The organism is Paenibacillus sp. ALE2 (genome assembly GCF_054113385.1).
Genome location: NZ_CM134213.1, coordinates 5,056,210 through 5,078,939, shown reverse-complemented (window position 1 = coordinate 5,078,939; position 22,730 = coordinate 5,056,210). Strand labels below are relative to the sequence as shown.

Annotated in this window: 21 protein-coding genes and 1 other annotated feature; of the genes, 18 read left to right on the top strand and 3 right to left on the bottom strand. The window is 45.5% G+C overall.

The window, feature by feature from the left end:
- Positions 1–159: 159 nt before the first annotated feature.
- The 13 genes from ACXHJ1_RS21695 (at position 160) to ACXHJ1_RS21635 (ending at position 13,261) form a co-directional block, all read left to right on the top strand.
- Complete coding sequence (locus ACXHJ1_RS21695) at positions 160–909, top strand: regulatory protein RecX (RefSeq protein ID WP_107734217.1); 750 nt, start codon at positions 160–162, stop codon at positions 907–909.
- Positions 910–1,270: 361 nt separating this feature from the next.
- Positions 1,271–2,815 carry a ribonuclease Y gene (gene rny / locus ACXHJ1_RS21690; RefSeq protein ID WP_013309958.1) on the top strand — a complete coding sequence of 515 codons (1,545 nt, stop codon included), beginning with the start codon at positions 1,271–1,273 and terminating at the stop codon, positions 2,813–2,815.
- A gap of 76 nt (positions 2,816–2,891) precedes the next feature.
- Entirely contained in the window at positions 2,892–3,686 is a 795-nt protein-coding gene (locus tag ACXHJ1_RS21685; RefSeq protein WP_025364670.1) for a TIGR00282 family metallophosphoesterase, read from the top strand.
- Between the two features lie 129 nt (positions 3,687–3,815).
- Entirely contained in the window at positions 3,816–4,076 is a 261-nt protein-coding gene (locus ACXHJ1_RS21680; protein WP_007430104.1) for a stage V sporulation protein S, read from the top strand.
- A gap of 117 nt (positions 4,077–4,193) precedes the next feature.
- Entirely contained in the window at positions 4,194–5,261 is a 1,068-nt protein-coding gene (locus tag ACXHJ1_RS21675) for a dipeptidase (RefSeq protein WP_153794865.1), read from the top strand.
- A gap of 187 nt (positions 5,262–5,448) precedes the next feature.
- Positions 5,449–6,534, top strand: coding sequence for a low temperature requirement protein A (locus ACXHJ1_RS21670; protein WP_107734215.1), 1,086 nt, complete (start codon positions 5,449–5,451; stop codon positions 6,532–6,534).
- A gap of 144 nt (positions 6,535–6,678) precedes the next feature.
- A complete protein-coding gene (gene pduL / locus ACXHJ1_RS21665; protein WP_016821010.1) occupies positions 6,679–7,251 on the top strand; it encodes a phosphate propanoyltransferase in 573 nt (190 codons plus the stop codon).
- Between the two features lie 297 nt (positions 7,252–7,548).
- The gene (miaB, locus tag ACXHJ1_RS21660; RefSeq protein WP_019687016.1) at positions 7,549–9,102 is read left to right on the top strand and encodes a tRNA (N6-isopentenyl adenosine(37)-C2)-methylthiotransferase MiaB; all 1,554 of its coding nucleotides are present in this window, start codon (positions 7,549–7,551) and stop codon (positions 9,100–9,102) included.
- Positions 9,103–9,185: 83 nt separating this feature from the next.
- The gene (locus tag ACXHJ1_RS21655) at positions 9,186–9,638 is read left to right on the top strand and encodes a RicAFT regulatory complex protein RicA family protein (RefSeq protein WP_016821012.1); all 453 of its coding nucleotides are present in this window, start codon (positions 9,186–9,188) and stop codon (positions 9,636–9,638) included.
- 122 nt (positions 9,639–9,760) lie between these two features.
- On the top strand, positions 9,761–10,183 hold the full coding sequence (locus tag ACXHJ1_RS21650) for a PaaI family thioesterase (RefSeq protein ID WP_457905219.1): 423 nt from the start codon (positions 9,761–9,763) through the stop codon (positions 10,181–10,183).
- A 65-nt stretch (positions 10,184–10,248) separates the two neighbouring features.
- The gene (locus tag ACXHJ1_RS21645) at positions 10,249–11,037 is read left to right on the top strand and encodes an NUDIX domain-containing protein (RefSeq protein ID WP_013370763.1); all 789 of its coding nucleotides are present in this window, start codon (positions 10,249–10,251) and stop codon (positions 11,035–11,037) included.
- Positions 11,038–11,104: 67 nt separating this feature from the next.
- Complete coding sequence (locus ACXHJ1_RS21640) at positions 11,105–11,671, top strand: cysteine hydrolase family protein (protein WP_107734214.1); 567 nt, start codon at positions 11,105–11,107, stop codon at positions 11,669–11,671.
- 126 nt (positions 11,672–11,797) lie between these two features.
- Positions 11,798–13,261, top strand: coding sequence for a nicotinate phosphoribosyltransferase (locus ACXHJ1_RS21635; RefSeq protein WP_016821015.1), 1,464 nt, complete (start codon positions 11,798–11,800; stop codon positions 13,259–13,261).
- A gap of 64 nt (positions 13,262–13,325) precedes the next feature.
- On the opposite strand, the gene ACXHJ1_RS21630 is transcribed toward ACXHJ1_RS21635, so the two are convergent.
- Positions 13,326–13,841 carry a MogA/MoaB family molybdenum cofactor biosynthesis protein gene (locus tag ACXHJ1_RS21630; RefSeq protein ID WP_290403363.1) on the bottom strand — a complete coding sequence of 172 codons (516 nt, stop codon included), beginning with the start codon at positions 13,839–13,841 and terminating at the stop codon, positions 13,326–13,328.
- A gap of 264 nt (positions 13,842–14,105) precedes the next feature.
- On the opposite strand from ACXHJ1_RS21630, the gene ACXHJ1_RS21625 reads away from it, so the two are divergent.
- The 3 genes from ACXHJ1_RS21625 (at position 14,106) to ACXHJ1_RS21615 (ending at position 17,800) form a co-directional block, all read left to right on the top strand.
- Entirely contained in the window at positions 14,106–14,435 is a 330-nt protein-coding gene (locus tag ACXHJ1_RS21625; protein WP_016821017.1) for a four-helix bundle copper-binding protein, read from the top strand.
- A gap of 77 nt (positions 14,436–14,512) precedes the next feature.
- Positions 14,513–14,771 (top strand) — a binding site (T-box leader).
- A gap of 59 nt (positions 14,772–14,830) precedes the next feature.
- Positions 14,831–16,555, top strand: coding sequence for an arginine--tRNA ligase (argS, locus tag ACXHJ1_RS21620; RefSeq protein WP_107734213.1), 1,725 nt, complete (start codon positions 14,831–14,833; stop codon positions 16,553–16,555).
- Positions 16,556–16,831: 276 nt separating this feature from the next.
- A complete protein-coding gene (locus ACXHJ1_RS21615; RefSeq protein ID WP_107734212.1) occupies positions 16,832–17,800 on the top strand; it encodes an S-layer homology domain-containing protein in 969 nt (322 codons plus the stop codon).
- A 112-nt stretch (positions 17,801–17,912) separates the two neighbouring features.
- On the opposite strand, the gene ACXHJ1_RS21610 is transcribed toward ACXHJ1_RS21615, so the two are convergent.
- Together ACXHJ1_RS21610 and ACXHJ1_RS21605 are read right to left on the bottom strand one after the other, a co-directional pair.
- On the bottom strand, positions 17,913–20,003 hold the full coding sequence (locus ACXHJ1_RS21610; protein ID WP_430212144.1) for an ABC transporter ATP-binding protein: 2,091 nt from the start codon (positions 20,001–20,003) through the stop codon (positions 17,913–17,915).
- Entirely contained in the window at positions 20,003–21,760 is a 1,758-nt protein-coding gene (locus tag ACXHJ1_RS21605; protein ID WP_025364676.1) for an ABC transporter ATP-binding protein, read from the bottom strand. Before ACXHJ1_RS21605 ends, ACXHJ1_RS21610 begins: the two co-directional genes overlap by 1 nt.
- 50 nt (positions 21,761–21,810) lie before the next feature.
- On the opposite strand from ACXHJ1_RS21605, the gene ACXHJ1_RS21600 reads away from it, so the two are divergent.
- Positions 21,811–22,011 carry a hypothetical protein gene (locus ACXHJ1_RS21600; protein WP_225164874.1) on the top strand — a complete coding sequence of 67 codons (201 nt, stop codon included), beginning with the start codon at positions 21,811–21,813 and terminating at the stop codon, positions 22,009–22,011.
- A gap of 334 nt (positions 22,012–22,345) precedes the next feature.
- Positions 22,346–22,648: a HesB/YadR/YfhF family protein gene (locus ACXHJ1_RS21595; protein ID WP_016821022.1), complete on the top strand. Its 303-nt coding sequence runs from the start codon at positions 22,346–22,348 to the stop codon at positions 22,646–22,648.
- Positions 22,649–22,730 lie beyond the last annotated feature (82 nt).

Genomic DNA, 22,730 nt, shown 5'->3' with positions numbered 1-22,730 from the left:
TTATGGTACAGTCCGTTTGAATAGCATAATTCTGATGCCCTGCACAGTTGTGCAGGGCATTTTTGCATCAAATACAGTCTGCTTTGTCAGCAGAATCTAACTTTTGCGTAGCAGGTGATCATAGGCTGCTTTCGTGAATTTCAAAGTGAGGGAAACATAGTGCAGTTGGACGATAAAGATGAATACACTTCGGAAGAAGATAAACAGCAAGGGATTTCTCTTTTTCCAGATCATGAGGAATTGATGATTACTAGAGTGGAGCAGGGGCAGAGACGCAACCGTGGAAGATACATCATTCATTTTGGTCCATATTCACTGTCTGTATTGGAAGATGTAATGATCAAGTACAACATGTTCAAAGGAACGTCATTCGTCAAAAAAGAACTAGAAGATATCGTTCTGGCAGATGAAAAACAACAGGCTTATGTACATGCGCTGCGCTATTTGGGGCAAAAGCCTCGTACACGTCAGGAAATTGCCCAGCGTTTAGCGCAAAAGGAAGTGGATCAGACTGTTATTGATGAGATATTGGTGCGATTGCAACGGGAGAAGCTTGTAGATGATGATTTATACGCCCGTCAGTGGGCAAGACAGCGTATAACAAGCCGACGTAAGGGTAAGATGTGGATCAGACAAGAACTTCGTCAGAAGGGCATCTCTAAAGCCTCTATCGGGGAAGCATTAGGTGAGATCACTGACAATGAGGAGTGGGAGAGTGCATTGTCGATTGGACGTAAAAAATGGAATCAGGTACGTGGTGATATAATGGATAAAAAAAGGAAAACATTTCCGTTTCTTATGAGACGCGGATATTCGGGGGATATGACACGCCGCGTGGTCAATCATCTCAGTGCGGCTGAGCAAGACGGAGCTTTCGATGACGAGGAATTACTGCATTGGGAGGAATAAGTTGCAAAACGGTAGCTGAACTTCTGGCTAGATGAGCTAATTATGATATGGACAGCTGCACGGTAGTCTACTAATGTTTGCATTCCCTTGACAATGCCATTTGTCAAATAATAAAATATATATGAAACGATATTTGTGGAGTGCCCTTTTTCCTTCCAAAAAAGCGGAATCCACGGTAAAGTTCTCATCGCCAAATAACAAGTGATGCCGCTATGCCAGGCGGAATTGTACGTGTGAAAGCATGTGCATATGAAATGAAGCGACCTTGAGTCGTTATCTTAGTTTGACGATCAAAGTAAATGTGACAATTTCAAAAAGTCCCAAGGAATGCCTTGGAGGAACCAACGGGGAGGTGAACAGTATGATGACTGCGATCTGGTTCGTTCTCGTTGCTGTAGCCGCGTTATTCTTTGGGTTCGGGATTGGTTATTTTATTCGCAAATCTATTGCAGAAGCTAAGATCTCCAGTGCGGAAGAAGCTGCCGCGCAAATCGTGGAGAACGCGAAAAAAGAGGCAGAAGCGCTGAAGAAGGAAACGGTATTGGAAGCAAAAGATGAAATTCATCGCATCCGTGCCGAAGCTGAAAAAGAAACTCGTGAACGTCGTAATGAAATTCAACGACAGGAACGAAGATTGCTGCAAAAAGAAGAATCGCTGGATAAAAAATTGGAATCGCTGGAACGCAAAGAAGAACAAGTGGCCAACAAAGAGAAACGAATCGATGAAACCCAGCAGCAAATTGATTTGATTTACAAGAGCCAGGTAACTGAGTTGGAGCGTATTTCTAATCTTACGATGGAGGATGCAAGAAGTATTATTCTGACCAACGTAGAGCAGGAAGTTCGTCATGAAACAGCTCAGATGATTAAGGAAATTGAACAGCAGGCCAAAGAAGAAGCGGACAAAAAGTCCCGCGAAATCATCACACTGGCCATCCAACGCTGTGCGGCAGATCATGTAGCAGAAACGACGGTTTCTGTTGTGACATTGCCGAACGAAGAAATGAAAGGCCGGATTATCGGACGCGAAGGCCGTAACATTCGTGCACTTGAAACCCTTACTGGAATCGACCTCATTATTGATGATACGCCGGAAGCTGTTATATTGTCCGGATTTGATCCGATTCGTAGAGAGATTGCGCGTACTGCTCTTGAGAAGCTCGTAGCGGACGGACGGATACATCCGGCTCGTATTGAAGAGATGGTGGAAAAATCCCGTAAAGAGGTGGACGAACGAATCCGTGAGTATGGTGAACAGGCTACCTTTGAAGTGGGTGTGCATAGCTTGCATCCGGATTTGATCAAGATCTTGGGACGTCTTAAGTTCCGTACGAGTTACGGACAGAACGTATTGAAGCACTCGATGGAAGTTGCATACTTGACAGGTCTAATGGCCGGGGAACTGGGCGAGGACGTTGTACTGGCAAGACGGGCAGGATTGCTGCATGACATCGGGAAGGCGCTGGATCACGAAGTGGAAGGATCACACGTTGAAATTGGCGTGGAACTGGCGAAGAAGTACAAGGAACACCCGGTCGTTATCAACAGCATTGCTTCACATCACGGCGACTGCGAAGCGACTTCAGTGATCGCCATGCTGGTTGGAGCGGCAGATGCTCTGTCAGCAGCAAGACCGGGAGCGCGGCGTGAAACGCTAGAGACGTACATCCGTCGTCTAGAGAAGCTCGAACGCATCTCCGAATCTTTTGAAGGCGTTGAGAAATCATACGCAATTCAAGCCGGACGCGAAGTTCGTGTCATGGTACAGCCAGAGAAAATTGATGATGCGGAAGCATTCCGATTGGCCCGCGATATTACGAAAACGATTGAGAATGAACTGGATTATCCAGGGCATATTAAGGTTACCGTTATTCGCGAGACCCGTGCGGTAGAATACGCAAAATAAAAGCATTTCAATGAAAAGTGGCCGCTGCTTGTAGGGCCACTTTTCATTATGTAAGGCAGACTAGGGAGGGTTTTCTATCAACGTATTATTTATTGGAGACATCGTCGGCAGTGTAGGCAGAAAGGCACTGAGGGAGAATCTCCCTTCGCTAAAATCAAAATACAACCCGCATGTTATTATTGTGAACGGAGAAAATGCAGCTTCGGGAAGAGGAATTACTCAAGCCATCGCCAGAGAGTTTTTTGATTGGGGCGTTCATGGGATTACGATGGGCAATCATACATGGGACAATAAGGAGATATTTGATTTTATAGATGATGAGCCGCGGATCATCCGTCCGGCTAACTTTCCACCAGGGACACCAGGTCGGGGTTATACTGTTGTAAAAGGTGGAGGTAAGGAACTAGCCATTGTTAACCTGCAAGGTAGAACCTTTTTGCCAGCTATTGACTGTCCATTTCGGGCAGCAGATGAAATTGTAGACGAGCTACGCAAAAAACATAAACATATTCTAGTAGATTTTCACGCTGAAGCCACTTCCGAAAAAATTGCTATGGGCTGGCATCTGGATGGACGCGCATCAATCGTGGTAGGAACGCATACACACGTACAAAGTAATGATGATACGATTTTGCCACAAGGAACTGCGTATCAGACAGATGCGGGAATGGTAGGTCCTTATGAGGGCGTGCTTGGTATGCAGAAAGAGGCTGTATTACAGAAATTTCAGACCCAGCTTCCGGTACGCTTTCAAGTGGACATGGGCAAATGGCACTTTCATGCCATCAGCGTAGAGCTCAATGATGACGATGGGAAAGCCCGGAAAATTCAGAAAATCAGGCTTAAAGAAGACGAATGGCGGATGGATTAACTTTGTTGTGAGCTACTTAAGGAAAGAATAAGGAAAACTGTCACCAAAAAGCAGGAATTTTTTGCTGACCCTCGAATAACATCTAATAGTGGAATCAAACCATCATCATTCCCAGGGGAGGTACTTACTATGGATGTATTAAAAGTATCAGCAAAATCCAATCCCAATTCAGTTGCAGGCGCACTCGCAGGAGTACTGCGTGAACGCGGAAATGCAGAATTACAGGCGATTGGAGCGGGTGCACTAAACCAAGCCATTAAAGCGGTAGCCATTGCCCGGGGATTTGTCGCACCAAGCGGAGTGGATTTGATTTGTATTCCTGCTTTTACAGACATTGTTATTGATGGAGAAGATCGGACTGCGATCAAATTGATTGTAGAGCCAAGATAATAAATAGAAGTTGCCTGAGCCTGTTTACGTTTTGTAAACGGGCTTTTTTGCTTTGTGGTTAGCTCCTATGGTTTTCAAAATAAATTTGTGGGCTTTAATCCAATGGGGGTATAGTGCATGAATGATAAGTTTGAAGCGAATTGGCCAGTTGTTGATCTTCACTGCGACGTGTTATGTAAAATGCAACTCGATTCGCAGGTAGATTTCAGTCATTCATCGCTTGATGTCACAAAAGAGCGTTTGCTAGAAGGCAACGTAAAGTTGCAAACGTTCGCTATATATATTTCACAGGTATTGGGTACGCCAAAATTTGAGCATGTGGTTCGTCAAATTGAACTGTTCAGGCAGCATGTGACTTCTACCTCAGGCGGGTTAAAACCTTTGCTATGGAGAGAGGAATTGGCAGCACTTAAAAATATGTCCGCTGCACGTCAAATGGAGCAAGTACACCAGACAGACGTAGAGAAGCAAGCTGGAAAGATAACGAATTGGGATAGTAATGGAACGAATCATACAGAGTCACCTTGGGCGTTACTCTCACTCGAAGGGGTAGATGCGCTGGAAGGAAATCCGTTTTATGCGGATGTGTGCTATGCATTGGGAATACGGTTGATCGGGCTGACGTGGAATTATGCAAATTGGGCGGCTGACGGCATTATGGAGCTTAGAGGTGGGGGTCTAACCCGCAAGGGACATGATTTGGTCAATCGCTGTAATAGTCTGGGACTGCTGCTAGATGTATCACACTTGTCTGTACAAGGCTTTTGGGAAGTGATGGAGGAGGCGGCCTTACCGCCCATCGCCTCGCATTCGAACGCCTTTGCGAGATGTGCTCATCCCCGTAACTTGCGGGACGAACAGATTGGGGCGCTGATCGCCCGCAACGGACGAATTGGGTTGACCTTTGTCACGATGTTTCTGAAAGAGCAGGGTACAGTACACGCTGAGGATCTGTTACCGCACATTGAGCACATTTGTTCATTGGGTGGCGAAAGACATTTGATGTTCGGCTCTGATTTTGACGGTATCGAGGCCCATGTGCGAGGACTGGAGCACGCGGGGAAATATCCGGCTTTTGCAGAACTACTGCTGAAGCATTACTCTGAGGAGCTGGTCAAGGGATGGCTTGGAGAACATGCACTGGACTATTTAAGAACAAATCTGCCATCTAAAATGTTGTCCTAAATAGCTTAATATCGCAGTTGTTTTCGGCTGAGCATTTTCTTGACAAAGCGAGAACGATTACGAAATAATTGGAGCATCCGAGGATTGCATGGTGCTAAAATAACGCTTTCCGAAATTGGGCATACGTAGAAGCGAGCCTGAAAGCACCATGCTATACCGCCATACTAGAGGGGAGCTCCGTTACATCATGCTGATAAAAAAGGTTACCTGGCTTGAACTCTTTTATGATTTATTGTTTGTAGCAGCTGTGTCCAAGGCAACTCATGTTTTACTACATGTTGAGCATGGTAGTGTTGGTTGGCATAATTTAGAGAAGTTTATTTTGATTTTTATTCCGATCTGGTGGGCATGGGTGGGGCAAACAGTCTATAACAATCGTTTTGGTCAAGACAGTATAACGCATCGGATTTTTATGATTTTGCAATTATTTTTTGTGTTAATCATGACTGCTAGCCTGAATATAGATTTTGATGCGTATTATGTATCTTTTTTTGTTGGCTATATTGGCTTAAGAGGTTTGACTGTCGTTCAATATTTGCTTTTGGCCCCCAAGGAAACGGCTCATAAACAGGAAACAGCTCGTTTTTTTGGAACCTATCTTTGGGTTGGGATCGTTATCTCTAGCTTCTCCCTTTTCTTCGACTCGTGGGTTCGATATTTGATTTTGTATACTGGCATTGCGGTTGATATCCTCGTTCCATTAATCGGTCGTAAAAAATTGGTGATCACACCTATCCATACAGAGCATCTTTTGGAGCGTTTTGCACAGTTCACCTTAATCCTGCTTGGAGAATCAGTGATAAGTATACTTTCTGTTTTACAATCCGATCATTTCACGATCTCTTCCATTGGTTTTGCTGCTTTGACATTTGTATTGGTCATCGCAATCTGGTGGCAATATTTTGAGAATATAGAGAAGCGCGTAGACAAATCCAAACAAACAGCAGGACAGACTATTATCTATGGTCATTTGTTTATTTATCTTTCTCTTAGCATGCTTGCGGCTTCCATACAGCTCTTGTTTTTAGGGCAAGCAGCCTATACTTTTGTGCTTTGCTTTACTTTTGCTTCTGTTTTTATTTATTTTTTGTCAGTTTTGCTGGTATTCCATCAGTACAGATTGAGTCATCTTAAACCTCGTCTCAGAGTCATTCTTTTCTTAACTGGAATCCTCTGTGCGCTGTTTATTCTGAATATATTTATTGTAGTTCCTCATCTCATCGTAGCTGAGATCATGCTTTTCTTTCTTCTGTTTGCAAAAATGACGGTTTGATCCCAGTTTTATATGGACGATATGTATGGCTGGTTAGGGCGAAAAAGGGAACTTTATGCGCTATCCTTTTCTTTCTTGTCGAAATAGGAGTATAATAACATAGATGTGTAAAGTATTGTATAGAGAAAAAGGAGTGACCACACGATGACTAAAATCGTACCTGTCGGCGTTTCCGCCCGTCATATTCACCTGACTCAAGAGCATATTGAAATCTTGTTCGGAGCAGGCTATCAATTGACTGAATTTAAACCTTTGTCCCAACCAGGACAATTTGCCGCAAATGAAACGGTAGCTGTAATTGGTCCTAAAGGCCAATTTGATAAGGTTCGCATTTTGGGACCAGCTCGTCCAGCTTCCCAACTGGAAATCTCTCGCACAGATTCCTTTGCTATTGGTGTAAAGGCACCTGTACGCGAATCCGGTAGCATTGATGGTACACCAGGAATTACAGTGAAAGGACCAGCCGGAGAAGTGGAACTGCAAGAAGGCGTTATCGTAGCAGCCCGCCATATCCATTTCCATACATCCGATGCAGCTAAATGGGACATTAAGGACAAGCAGTTGCTGAAAGTACGTGTTGGCGGCGAACGTGGCCTTGTATTTGAAAATGTTCTTGCACGTGTGTCCGATTCTTTTGCTTTGGATATGCATATTGACACGGATGAAGCGAACGGAGCCGGTGTGAAAAACGGTGACACTGCTGAAATCGTAGACTAATACACGTATTGAATACACAAGTTGTAAAAGTCCGATTCTTGCAAAAGAGTCGGGCTTTTTTTATATACTATAAATACACCAATGCTCACCTTATACATAAAAAACTTTGTGCATCACACTGCATCTGATTCGTATCCGGGGATGATCTATGGCTATGACCTATAAATCATGCTATAATTTAGTGTAATGCCTTTTTCAAAGGTTTTTTGGAGCATAAAATAAAATAACCAACTGCCTAAAGATACAGTAAATCACAAATTAGCTCGTGAAATAGATGGTGTAAGGAGTGACCAGCGAATGGCTAAGGAAACAAAAGATTACTCCAAATATTTTGATTTCTCGGATGCGAAGATTATTTCTGAAGATGAGCATAGCAAAAAGATTCGTATTCGCGGACGTGAAATCAACATTATGGCGGAGCCGAACCATAGAAAAGAAAAGCAGCGTGGTAAAGAGGACGTACAGGTATTGTATGATAACGCAGTCCCGGATGAGCTAAAGCATATCGGTGAGGGCAAGCATTATATCGTATATACATTCGGTTGCCAGATGAATGAGCATGATTCCGAAACAATCAAAGGTTTGCTGGAGCAAATGGGCTACCAGGCAACCGAGGATCGGAAGGAAGCAGACATCATTTTACTGAACACCTGCGCTATCCGTGAAAATGCGGAAGATAAAGTGTTTGGTGAGCTGGGTCACCTCAAGCATCTCAAAACAGAAAAGCCAGGACTTTTGCTCGGAGTGTGTGGCTGCATGTCGCAGGAAGAGAATGTCGTGAACCGCATTATGCAAAAACATGGTTTTGTCGATATGATCTTTGGTACCCATAATATTCACCGTTTGCCTCAGCTCGTTAAGGAAGCACTCTTTAGCAAAGAAATGGTGGTCGAAGTGTGGTCCAAGGAGGGCGACATTATCGAAAACCTGCCGAAGAAGCGCGAGGGTATGCGGGCTTGGGTAAACATCATGTACGGCTGTGATAAGTTTTGCACCTATTGCATCGTTCCCTTCACACGTGGTAAGGAAAGAAGTCGCCGACCAGAGGATGTTATTGCTGAGGTACGGGATTTGGCCCGTCAAGGATTTAAAGAGATTACCTTGTTGGGTCAGAATGTCAATGCCTATGGCAAGGATTTGAAGGATATGAATTACAGATTCGGAGATCTGATGGATGATATGCGCAAAATCAATATTCCGCGTGTACGTTTTACGACCTCTCATCCGCGTGACTTTGACGACCATTTGGTTGAAGTCCTTGGTAAGGGTGGCAATCTGGTGGAGCATATTCATTTGCCTGTACAATCCGGTAATACGGATATATTGAAGAAAATGAACCGAAAATATACTCGTGAGCGTGTTCTGGAACTGGCCGCGAAGATAAAAGCAGCTGTTCCGCATGCTTCTCTGACAACGGATATTATCGTCGGTTTCCCGGGTGAAACAGACGAACAGTTCGAAGATACTCTATCTTTGGTGCGTGAAGTGGGCTATGACTTTGCCTACACATTTATTTATTCACCACGTGAAGGCACACCAGCGGCTTCGATGGAAGATAATGTGCCTATGTCGGTAAAAAAAGAGCGTCTCCGGCGTCTGAACATTGCTGTGAATCAAAACAGCCTTCGCTTTAATAGTCGATTGCGTGGCGAAGTGGTGGAAGTGCTGGTGGAAGGCGAGAGCAAAAATGACAGCAACGTGCTTGCTGGTCGGACTCGTTCCAATAAGCTGGTTCATTTTGAAGGATCGAAGGATCTGATTGGTTCCTTTGTCCAAGTTAAAATTACAGAACCTATGACCTTCTACATTAAAGGTGACTTGGTTCAAACGCCAGTAGCGGTTAACGGATAAAAAGAACAGTCTAGCGGGCTGCATGCGGTTTGAATAAAAGGCTGCGTGCAAGACCATCTAAGTGAGAAAAGGAGCGATGGACAATGACAGAGGAGCGGTTGCAACAAACAGAACTTCAATCGGCGGCGCGCCAGCATGATCATTTGGTCAATCGCGATATGATATTGGCAAAGGCCAAAGAGTTGGCGGGTATTCTGGGCAGCAGTGAGGAAGTACAGGTGTTCCGGAAAGCAGAAGAAAAGATTCAGGATCATGAGCGCATCCAGCAACTGATTGCAACGATGAAGAAGAAGCAAAAGGAAATTGTAGCATTTGAATCTTTAAAGAATCAAAAAATGATTGCTAAAATAGAGGCTGAACTTCAGGAGCTACAGGAAGAGCTTGACGGTATTCCAATTGTAACAGAGTTTCAGCAGAGCCAGGTGGAAATTAATGAGCTACTGCAAATGGTGATCACGGCCATCCGTGATACGGTTGCTGAAAAGGTGAACGTAGAAGAGGGGAAGGTCACTTCCTCCTCTAATTGCAGTGACTAGAATAAGATTTGTGGTGTGGAGGCTTAGCTTCCACGCCTTTTTTTCGGAAGCAATTAGTCATCGTATATGTTCATGGGACATCAAGAGAATTGCGACAGCATAGAAGGGATGGAAGAGAGGGAATGGATAAGTTGCGTAAGATGCTAGAGGGTGAAGATAATACCTTTTGGGAGTATTTAGGATGTGAGCTGATCACAGCTGACGCTAACGAGGCACATATCGCTTTGGAGGCCAAACAACATCATACCAATATGATGGGGATTGTACATGGGGGGGTGCTCACTTCATTGATGGATCAGGCGATGGGGATGGTCAGTATGGCTTCACGAAATATGGATCCATGTGTAACAACGAACCTGAATGTTCATTTCTTGTCAGCCATGGGACAAGGACGACTGGAGGTTAAAGCACGGATTATTCATCAGGGAGGCCGCACTATAACCACCGAGGCAGAAGTAAGGGATAGCGAAGGTACACTCGGTTGTACAGCTACAGCAACGTTCCGAGTGTTGCGTCAACAAGCAAGTGACTCAGGTAAGGCCTAACGCTTGACAAAAATTTTTATTATGTCATAATGAATTTATCAAAACGATATAATATGGTGATGCCAATGGATAGCAATCGTATAAACGAAGAGGCGCAGAAGGCGTCTTATAACATTAAGAAATACCGTACCCCGGATGGTGCTCCGGCGGATATCGTAATGTTTACTTTAACGAAGCGTGAGCGCAAGACGGTAACAAAGACATTGCCGATTCGTGAGCTGAAAGTGATGCTCATCAAGCGCCGGAGTTGGCCGTTTGCGGGACGCTGGGCGTTGCCTGGAGGGTTTTGTCAAGAAGATGAATCCATATATGGAGCGGCCAAGCGGGAACTGTTAGAGGAAACCGGTGTAGACGGCGGGCATCTGGAGTATTTGGGCGTATATAGTGGACCAGGCCGTGATCCGCGCGGGTGGATCATATCGCATGCTTTTTTTGCGTTGGTAGAGGAATGGATGCTAGAGCAGCGGCAAGCGGCTGATGATGCTTCTGAGGTCGGGTTATTTACGATCAGAGAAGCGTTGGAGGAATTGGAGCTGGCGTTCGATCACCGGGATATCATAGTCGATGCTTATCGCAAGATTCAGTTGCAGATGCTTCAGACAACGATAGCCAAGCAGTTTTTACCGCCACATTTTACACTGGGTGAATTGTATCAGGTGATTCAGAGCGTCGTACCGGATTTCGAAGAGCCGAATTTTATTCGCAAAATAACATCGACTCGTAGCAGACAAGGAATACTGGAAGAGGTTCGGGATGAGAATGGTAAACCGCTGAGTTCCAATCAATATTCACAAAGACCGGCCCAGTTATATCGCTTTAGTGATAGGGTACCGCGTTTATCTATCTATACGTAACGTTTATTGGGATAGGTTACGCATAGAGCGTGCAATCTCACTTTGATGATAAGGAGCTGACTGTACGATGAAGGCACTGATTGTTATTGATTACACGAAGGATTTTGTGGATGGTAGTCTGCCTGTGGGGCTACCTGCGATTGAGCTGGATGAACGGATCACAGCCATCACGCAGGCCTATGTAGAGCAAGGGGACTTTGTTGTCATGGCTGTTGATTTACATGAGGAGAATGACCCTTATCACCCGGAGAGTAAGCTGTTTCCTCCACATAATATACGTGGAACCGATGGACGACAATTGTATGGGAAGCTCCATAGCCTTTATAAGCAACAAAGTGATCGTATCTACTGGTTGGATAAAACACGATACAGTGCTTTTGCTGGTACAGATCTGGAACTCAGGTTGCGCGAACGCGGGATTCTGGAAGTACATCTGATTGGTGTGTGTACAGATATTTGTGTGCTGCATACGGCTGTAGATGCTTATAACAAAGGTTTTGCTATTACCGTATATAAGGACGCTGTGGCGAGCTTTAATCAGGCGGGACATGACTGGGCTTTGGGCCATTTTGAGGGAAGTCTTGGAGCCACGGTGTGGTCGGCTGAAGATACGCTTTTGCGCCAGAAGAAGTAAAATAACTGAATGATTGTGCACCAATGTCCGATAACAAAATGGAGTCGGATATTGCTGAATCTGGGCAGACAAGACGGTATGCCGTCACCAAGCCAGGGACCAGGGACAGTCAGAGAGGATGATACGATGAAGTCAACGAGCCTCGCATTACATACAGATAAATATCAGATTAATATGATGTACGCCCATTGGGTGAACGGAAGTCACCAACGTAAAGCTGTGTTCGAGGCGTATTTTCGTAAGCTCCCTTTCGGTAATGGATATGCCGTGTTCGCTGGTCTGGAACGCATTGTGAATTACATCTCAAATTTGCGGTTTACAGAAGAGGACATTCGCTATCTGTCAGAGCAGGAGGAAAAGTACGATCCCATGTTCATGGAGGCATTGCGCCAGTTTAAGTTTGGCGGAACGGTCCATTCGATGAAAGAAGGGGCGCTTGTTTTTCCAAATGAGCCTCTGGTCCGTGTTGAAGGAACAATTATGGAAACGCAGCTTGTCGAGACGGCGTTGTTGAATTTTATGAATTACCAGACACTCATTGCGACAAAAGCATCGCGTATCAAGCAGGTGGCCAGTGACGATACACTGCTCGAATTTGGTACACGGCGTGCGCAGGAGGCAGATGCAGCGATTTGGGGAGCGCGTGCAGCTTATGTTGCAGGTTTCGATGCGACTTCTAATATGCTGGCAGGCGAACATTTTGGGATTCCGACAAAAGGAACACATGCCCATTCATGGGTACAAACCTTTATGACGGAGCAAGAGGCGTTCGACGTGTACGCGAAGGTTTTGCCAGATCAGGTTACATTGCTGGTAGATACCTTTGACACGCTGGAGAGCGGTGTTCCTCATGCGATTCGGACAGCAAAGATGCTGGAGAGTCAAGGCAAGCGTATGAATGCCATCCGTTTGGATAGCGGTGATTTGGCTTATCTATCTATTCAGGCCCGGGAAATGCTGGATGCCGAAGGTTTGGATTACGTACAAATTGTTGCTTCCAACGATTTGGATGAAAATACGATTTTCAATCTAAAAGCCCAAGGTGCACGTATTGATGTATGGGGTGTAGGAACACAGCTGATTACGGCTTCAGATCAACCTTCATTAGGCGGAGTGTACAAGCTGGTTGAGCGGGAAGTAGACGGTGAAATGCTGCCGACGATTAAGATCTCGGGTAACCCGGAAAAAGTATCTACACCAGGCAAAAAGGATGTATACCGCATTGTGGATAAGAAGAAAGGGAGAGCTGTAGCTGATTACATTTCTTTCCCGGATGAAGAACGTCCGCGCAATGGTAAGCGCCTGAAGCTGTTTAACCCTTTGCATCCATATATGAAGAAGTATGTTGAAAATTACGAAGCTGTACCGATGCTTGAACCTATTTTTATAAATGGACAGAAGGTATACGAGCTTCCCGAACTGGATGAAATTCGTGCCTATCATGCTTCACAGTTGAAACTGTTTTGGCCAGAATATTTGCGGAAGCTGAATCCTGAAATTTATCGCGTAAATCTTAGCGAGAAGGTATGGGAGCTGAAGCAAAGGCTGATTGATAGCTACATGCAGCCCGAAGTTGAAGAAAAAGAATAATGTGAAAAGGCACCTCATTCATATGGGGTGCCTTTTTGTGTCGGCGCATGTGTGGAATAGGAGCTTATTTATAAATTTCTCTCATCACATGTCGCAGTTCAGGGACAATAATGCGTTCCATTGCCAAACGAACGGCTCCGCGGGAGCCAGGCATAGAAAACACAGCTGTCTGGCCCACAGTACCCGCTACAGCCCGGCTTAATATAGCTGCTGATCCAATGTCCTCAGCAAAGCTTAAGTAACGGAAGATTTCACCAAAGCCAGGTAGTTCCTTATCCAGTAAAGAGGAGATGGCTTCATATGTAGTATCACGCGGAGAAATGCCAGTACCACCTGTTAAAAGTACAGCCTCGACGTCCTTATGTGCTGCAGCTTCGGTTACCAACTGCCGGATACCCTCATAGTCGTCTTTGACGATAACATATCGAACAACCTTATACCCATTCGTTTCTAGTAGTTCCTTGAGCAGTCGTCCCCCAGTATCGGTTTCCATGGTTCGTGTATCAGAGACGGTCACGACCATGCAGTTAACCTGCTGCGGAGACTCCCGTCGGTGCTCCTCTACAGATGTTATGTTCATTACAATCTTCACTCCTTGATTCATGGTTAAGCATATTCTTTTTTTACAATAGAGGAATGACCGACTGGATGCAAGTCAGAAACGAGGGATAAAAAGTTATGTGATTAATATCCTTGCGCTTGCACCTTGGAATATAGTACACTTCCTTACATAAGTCGGGATTTTCTGGGTTTATTTTGTTGAAAGCGCGAACATCAATTGATTAATTTCAAGGCTCAGCGGGTAATAGTACAGCAGGATCAACAACTGGGAGGTAATTGTATTATGAATCATTCATACCAAAAATGCGTGGATGCTTGCCTGGAATGTATGAACGCTTGCAATGTATGCTATGTAGCAAGTTTGAAGGAATATGATTTAGCTATGCTGCGTGAATGTATTCGAGTGAGTAGGGAATGCGCAGAGATATGTGGGTTTGCTGCTCAAATGTTGCAGCGCGGAACGGATTTTGCCGAGGAAATCTGTGAGCTATGCGCCAAAGCCTGTGAGGTATGTGCTGCTGAATGCAGCAAGCATTCCCATAATCATTGCAAACATTGTGCAGAGGCCTGCCGTCATTGTGTTGAGGCTTGTCGCCAATTGGTGGCAGTGTAATTACATATACAGAACTAGTCCCTGAAGAGGGAATAAAAGGTTGCTTTCTACTAAATAGGTTTGTATAATGGTGGGAATTAACGTCAAGGAACGGGAGAGTAGCAACGGAACCGTATCATTACAGCGAGCCGGAAGAGGTGGAAGCCGGTATGAAATCCGATGTGAAGCGCACCCGGGAGACGGTTGATCCAACGATAAGAACTTCTAGTAGATCAACCCGGCTGACACCGTTATTTGTCAATGGAGTGAAATCGCGATTTGTGTAAGCTAGCTTTATCTACACAACCGATTTACGAAGAGTGGTACCGCGGGGATATCGAAGTTCTCGTCTCTTGATTATATCAAGAGACGAGGGCTTTTTTTGTTAGATCCTATAAAAAGAAGGAGAGAGGAACATGTTGTTGATGATTGCTACCCAAGCTATTTTAGCTCATACGGGCTTGGAGGAGAAAGAAGTTTTATCTTTATTCGAGGTGCCTCCGCAGCCTGAATGGGGAGATGTGGCGTTTCCCTGTTTTGTGCTGGCTAAGAAATTTCGAAAGTCTCCACAGCATATTGCAATGGAATTGGCAGAGCTAGTAAGCCATGAAGCGGGTCTAACCGCTACAGCATCGGGTGCCTATGTAAATATTACATTGGATCGATCTGTTCATATTCCACCTATGCTAGCTGAATTGAGCAAGACTGAGTTTCTCAAGCCCAATATTGGGCATGGACAGCGAGTAGTAATTGATATGTCCTCGCCCAATATTGCCAAACCATTTGGTATCGGTCATCTTCGTTCTACTGTTATCGGTGCCGCCTTGTATCGCATACTTAGTGAAACCGGATATGTACCGATTAGTGTGAATCATCTAGGGGATTGGGGGACACAATTTGGCAAGCAAATTGCGGCCTATAAAAGATGGGGCAATGAAGAGCAGCTACAACAGGATCCGATCGGGGAATCATTGAAGTTATATGTCCGTTTTCATCAGGAGGCTGAGCATGACCCGTCTTTGGAGGATGAAGGCCGCGAGTGGTTCCGACGTTTGGAGCACGGGGATACTGAGGCTCAACAACTATGGGAGTTTTTTGTTGAAGTCAGTCTGGGTGAATTTGATCGTATGTACCAACGTCTTAACATTTCGTTTGACCATGTGTTGGGGGAAAGCTTTTACAATGATAAGATGCAGGCAGTTGTTGCCCAATTAAGAGCAAAAGGACTGCTGGAGGAAAGTGATGGGGCACTTGTGGTTCGTCTGGAAGACGAGCAGCTGCCACCATGTCTTATTTTGAAAAAGGATGGGACCACCATTTATCCCACCCGTGACCTGGCAACAGCGATTTATCGTCATGAAGTGATGAAGGCTGATCGGCTGCTGTATGTCGTTGGCGGGGAACAGAAGTTACATTTCCAACAGGTATTTGCGGTGCTCAAGCATGCAGGGGAGGCATGGGCAGAGCAATGTGAGCATGTACCGTTTGGTTTAATGCGGTTTGCAGGCAAAAAAATGTCCACAAGACGCGGCAAGGTGGTGAGACTGGAGGAAGTGCTGGATGAAGCTGTAGCGCGTGCTCAAGCCATTATTACGGAGAAGAATCCCAATTTGCTGGAACAAGAGGCAATAGCAGAAGATGTCGGCATCGGAGCGATTATTTTTGGCGATTTAAAAAATAACCGTCTGAATGAAGTGGATTTTTCGTTGGAGGAGGCATTGACCTTCGAAGGTGAGACTGGCCCTTATGTGCAGTATACCCATGCGCGTATACGCAGCCTTCTGGAGAAAGCTCGCGCTCGCGCTGAGGTTGATTCTAATTCCAGTGACAACGTCCTTGGTCAAGAAGGGCATTCTCCTGAATGGAATATCGTTTCGGATGAAATGCTGGGTGACGCAGGCTGGGCCTTGCTTAAGCAGTTGGATCGCTATCACGGGCAGCTGATACGTGCTGCTCAGCAACTGGAACCTTCGGTTATTGCTAGATTTGCATTGGATACAGCACAGGCGTTCAACCGTTTTTATGCTAAGGAAAGGATTGTCGATGGTGGACAGTGGCGCATTCAGTTGGCGGAACAGACTGCAGATATGCTGGCAAGTACACTGCGACTTCTTGGACTGAAAGCCCCTAACCGGATGTAAGCTACCACAAGTGGGTATTTTTGTTAGGTGCACTGCTGCTTTTGCTAGCTAAAATTACTGCGAATTAGCTCTTTTCTCTAAAAGGCGCTGCAAAAGGAAAACTATCATAGACACTTTTGGGTTTGCATGGAGATGGTGAGCAGAAAAGAGCAAGACGGGTTACACTAATCGCAGGGTATTCCAATGTTTTGCAACCAATTTGTGCATATTTGAAACATTTGATGGTTTTATTGCGTCCGTAAGTATAGAAGCAAAGTAAACATGGAGGTGTATCTCATGATCAAAAATAAAAGCGTGGCAGCTGCGCTGCTTGTCGTCTGTTCATTGGCTGTGGCTACGTCGGCTTCTGCCTTTCGTGATATAAAGGGAGCTGAGCAGGAGAAGATCGTAAGTTCACTTCAGAACAAAGGAATTATTCAAGGGATAACCAAGGATAAGTTTGCACCGGATCAAACGCTCACGTATGCACAAGGAGTACACTTGGTTGTTCGGGCGATGGATCTTCAGGTTATGCCTGATTTTACAACGGGCTCCTTTGCAAACATTCCGACTTCCGCATGGTATGCCGATTCCTATCGGATTGCAGTCCAGCACCAAATCCCTCTGTCACCGGATATTGATCCAAGTACCCGCATGACTAGGGAGCAATTCGCGAATATTCTGTATAAAGCAGTGAGTGCAACGGGGGAATATCCAACGGTCCGTATGCTTATTAACATAGCAGATGGCAAAAAATTAGACCAAGAGTCGAACGAAGCAGTTCAATTTCTTTTGTTGACCAAAATTGCAACATTGGATGAAAAGAGTAACTTTAACCCGGATCGTAAAGTAACGCGGATGGAGGCAGCTGAAATGGTCTATCATGCATCCGAGTTTGTACAAAATCATAAACCGGTGCAAGCCACTCCGGAAAATCCAGCTGAGCCTGTAGACCCGGCTCAACAAACCAATATTAGTATGAGCATAGAGAAGGCGAATGACCAGCAGAACAAAGTGACCATCACTCGTCTGCAGGCACCTAATCCGGGTTATGGCATTGAAGTGGATCACATCGACTACGTAGATGAAACGAATGCAGTCATTTACTACAAGCTGACGAGTCCAAAACCGGGTGAAATGAACATTCAAGTCATTACGGATACCCATACCAGTACATTGGTAGACAGTAAGTATAAGGTTACGCTCAAAGCAGTCGATGGAACAGTGCTTCCTCCCACAGGTACAGGCACGTCTGTAGCTAAATAAAACGACAAGATATGTCATATATAAAATAAAGCCAGCGAGTCCCCAATATGAATGGAGACCGCTGGCTTTTTCATGCTAAATATTAATTGTTAGCCCCAGGCTCTAGTATTATTTAAGCTTTAAATGCGACTTTACCTGTAAGCAAGTCATTTTGCGCAGAAGGTGTAGCTGAGGAAGATGCAGATTCTGCTGCAACCGTTCCTGACTGAAGCTGATACATTTGGAAGTAACGTCCACCCTGGGCCATAAGCTCGTCATGGCTACCCCGTTCAACAATTTCACCCCGATGCAGCACCAAAATTTGGTCTGCACTACGAATGGTGGACAAACGGTGGGCAATGATAAAGGTCGTACGTCCCTTTTTGAGCACTTCAAGAGCAGATTGGATGAGCGCTTCCGTTTCGGTATCAATATTGGCGGTAGCTTCATCCAGAATTAAAATGGCCGGATCAAAGGCTAACGCGCGAGCGAAAGAAATAAGCTGACGTTGCCCGGCGGATAAGGTGCTGCCTTTTTCAATAACAGGCTCATCAAATCCTTGGGGCAAATGGGCTAGCAGTTTGTCGGCTCCAACGTCATGCAGCGCTTTATTCACCTGCTCTCTCGTAATTCTACTATCTCCGAGACTGACATTAGAGGCTACCGTACCTGTGAACAAATATGGGTCTTGAAGCACAATACCCATATGATGGCGAAGCCATTGCTTAGGAATACTTTTGACAGGCGTTCCGTCAATGGTGATCGTTCCTTTTTGCGGATCATAGAACCGGAATAGCAGGTTGATAATCGAGCTCTTACCTGATCCGGTATGCCCGACAAGAGCAACCGTTTGGCCGGGCTGTGCTGTAAAGGAAATATGCTTAAGCACATCATCCTTTTTGTAGGCAAAGGAAACATCATTAAATTCTACCTGGCCTTTGTAACGCGGCATCGTACCATCTGTCACCGGCTCTCCAGTTTCGTCCATCAATTCAAATACGCGTCCTGAGGATACGATGGAAGTATCCAGTACGGCGAGCTGGTTGACCATCCCCGTTATAGGTTGGAACAATCGACCCAGCACATCGACGAAGGCATACAATACCCCTAGTGATATCGCACTACCTGTAGTGCCAAGCGCCGCAGATCCAAAATACCACAACACGACAGCGAAGGCGAGGTTTCTCAACACGTTGACCAAATTGTGCGAAGTAAAAGCGTTCAAATTCAGCATTTTATTCTGATGCTTCATATAGTCATCATTTAACTCTTCAAACTCTTGCTGTGTTTGTTTCTGATGCCGGAATACACGAATAATGGACATCCCCTGAATGGATTCATTAATAATCGCATTAATCTCGCTGAGCCTGGATCGGATGATCGTGTTATAGCGGGTTGCAACCTTGCGGTACAATACAATCCATAAGATCAGCAACGGTACAATAAATAGAGAGATAAGACCCAGTCTGAAATCCAGTAGAAAGAGTGCCACATATACCCCTGCCATCGTTACAATCCCTGAAGTGAAGTTTGAGAGTACAGCCACAAACAAATCTTTGACTGCCTCCGTGTCATTCGTAACACGGGATACGACCTTGCCTGCGGGTAAGTTATCAAAAAAGTAAACTGGCAAGCGCTGAATGTGTGCATAGAGATCAAGCCGAAGCTTCTGAATGACTTTGTTCGCCGAGGATTGCAGCCAGTATGTTTTGCCGAACTCGGCAAAAATCGAAACGACTAAAAAGAAGCAATACCACCCAATCAGCTGAAAAATGCCGGGCATTTCCGGTTTGTAAAAGCTATACAGCTCATCAGCCGTTAGAGCCTTAGCTTTATAACGAAAGGTGTCGGAGCCGCGTGTCACGGTCAGCGTACCGTTCGTAAAGGATCGGTTACCATCCGCTACCTGGACGGAACCATCGACAAATACAAAAGATCTGCCGACTTGTAAAATCCTCGCTTCGCGCCCTTTGGTCTCCCCGGCCTCAAAGCGATCTTCACGTTTAAAATGGGTTCCAGCATAACTTATAGTGCCGTCCACACTAGTCGTTTCATAAAATGGTTTTTCAATAGCGAGCATGTGGTCGTCAATCATCGTTTTGGCGATGAAGGGACCGGCCAGCTCAGCGGCTACTCCAATAGCCAGGGCGATGAGAGCGGCAATAAAACCCGCTTTGCTCGTCAGTGCATACTGGAACAGCCTTTTGCCGATATTGGGTTTCATTAGGATACCTCCCCTGAGGTCAGATCAGATTCCACTTGTTGCCGTTCATATTGTTGTCGGTACCATCCGTCAGCTTGAAGCAGCTCATTGTGGGTTCCTTCCTCAATAATACGTCCTTGCTCCAGCACGACGATCCGATCTGCATGCTCTACAGCCGATAGACGGTGGGTGGAGATCAAGGTTGTTTTACCCGAGCGTTTATGACGGATATTGTCAATAATACGTGCTTCCGTGCGGGCATCTACTGCTGATAGTGCATCGTCGAGTACTAGAATATCCGGATCACCGATAAAGGCGCGCGCAAGCGAAACACGCTGCTTCTGACCGCCGGACAGGGCGATGCCTTTTTCTCCGACGAGTGTATCCAGCCCATCGGACAGGGTTCCCAAATCCTGATCAAAGGCGGCCGTACGGATCGCTTCCATGATGTAATCATCATCGGCCCCAGGCTTTCCGAACTGAATGTTCTCGCGCACCGATTTGGAGAACAAAATTTGTTCTTGCGGCACGTAGCCAATCCAGCTGTGTAATTGTTCCGCTGCAATGTCCTCCAGCCGAGTGCCGGAGATTAAAATATCACCACTGCCAGTCGGATATTCATGCAATAGCTGTTTGAGCAAAGTGGATTTTCCACTGCCTGTTCGACCGACGACACCTAGTGTTTCTCCACGTTTGAGCTCCAGATTCACATGTGACAGATTGTCAACCGTGGAGGTAGGATAACGAAAAGTCACGTCTTTCATAGTGATGGATTCGGGATGATCCACTGGAACAGGTTGGGCTACATCCTGAACGTCTGGCTGGACATCGAGAGTTTCATTGACCCGGTCCAGGGAAGCGCTACCGCGCTGCATAATGTTAATCAGTTCGCCAATGGCAAACATCGGCCAAATCATCATTCCTAGATACATGTTAAAGGATACCAGTTCGCCTAGCGTGATATCGTTATGAAATACCAGATAAATACCATACCCGAGTCCGATAACGTAACTAAGTCCTACACATAAACGGATTGTTGGTTCAAAGAGAGCATCCATTCGGGCCACTGCCAAGTTTTTACGAAACACATCCTCAGTAATATCGGCAAAACGTTTTTCGTCCATTCGTTCTTGCACATAAGCCCGAATGACACGGATACCAGCCACCGACTCCAGCACCTGATCGTTCATATCGCCAAATGCATCTTGTGCCAGTGTGTAACGCTCATGTACGGCTTTACCGTAAATACTCATGGCCAGCGCAATAAAAGGAAGGGGCAGAATGGCCGCCAGTGTTAGCTTCCAGCTAATCAGGGTGCCCATGGCAACCAATACAACGGTAAGGTAGACAGTGGAGTCCGTTAATGTCAACATACCGAAGCCTGCTGTACTTGCGACAGACCGAAGATCGTTCGTGGCACGAGCCATCAGATCGCCTGTACGATTGCGTTCAAAAAATGGAGGGGTCATCCGCAGCAGATGATTCATAAAACGTGTGCGCAATAGGCGCTCCACCAGATTAGCACCACCAAACAGCTTGTGCATCCATATGTACGTAATGTAGTAGATGACGGCAAGAATGCCTATGATGTACAAAATATAACGCCAAAGCGAGGACCAGGAAATCGAACCGCGTACAATCTCATCAATGGCGCTGCCTAGCAGCCGAGGTGGAGCAAGCTCCAAAACGCCAACCGCAATCAGCAAAAACAATCCAATGGCGTATCGGCTTCGTTCTCTTTTAAAAAACCAGCCTAAATTTTTGAGTACTGAGAACAAGAGGAATCCCATCCTTTCATGTTAAGTTCATTCGAGAGTTGTGTACCATTTTGAAGAAACAACAGCGGCTTGCTGCCACAAGTACGATTCGGCAACAGGCGCAAAAAAGGCATACCGTCCGCAGACGATATGCCTTAAATCTCAATATCATATGGCGTGCAGGTATTTTCAGCACACTCACCACTGAAAAACTGCTCAAACGCAGGCAGCCACTCGTATTAAACCATACAACAGAAATGGCCCAATTCTAAAGGATGCGACAGGGGAGATGCTCCGGTATGAAGTTGTTTTGTTTGTAGATGTGGGTGAAATACAATCATAAATTTTAGCACCGGAAACACTCCTTTCTTCCTCAAAATGGGGTTATTCTTACATGAGTTATCGTTCAAATTGGTAATAAATTTCAAAATGGATCTCGTATGGTTGAATCTTAACACCCTTTTTTACGAATTGTCAAACCTTTTTCAAAAAAATGTATATGACTTGTCCAGGAAGCCGCATGGGGAGAGACGGTTGGTCGTTATTCCAAAAGATGCTATGATATAGTTAACAGGATGTCATTGTACAAGGAGATGAGCATAACGCATGAGCATACAGGTAACTGAACCTGCGGCACAGTGGTACATTAAGGAGCTCGGTTTGAATCGTGGAGATTCCATCCGTTTTTTTGTTCGCTATAGTTCCGGCGGTGGGTTGCATCCAGGCTTTTCTCTGGGAATTGCCGTAGAGCCTCCGCAGCACCCTGCATTACAGCATGAAGCGGCTGGCATTACGTTTTATATGGAGGACCAGGATTACTGGTATCTGAAGGGCCACCATCTGGAAGTTAAGTATTTGGAGGAACATGACGACATTATTTACACCTATGAAAAGGATGAACAAGCTTAATGCCTCCACGTTAAAAATAGTATGCTAGTAATGGTTTATGGACATGAAAAGCGGCGGAGTATCGTGTGGCAGGGGATGAACC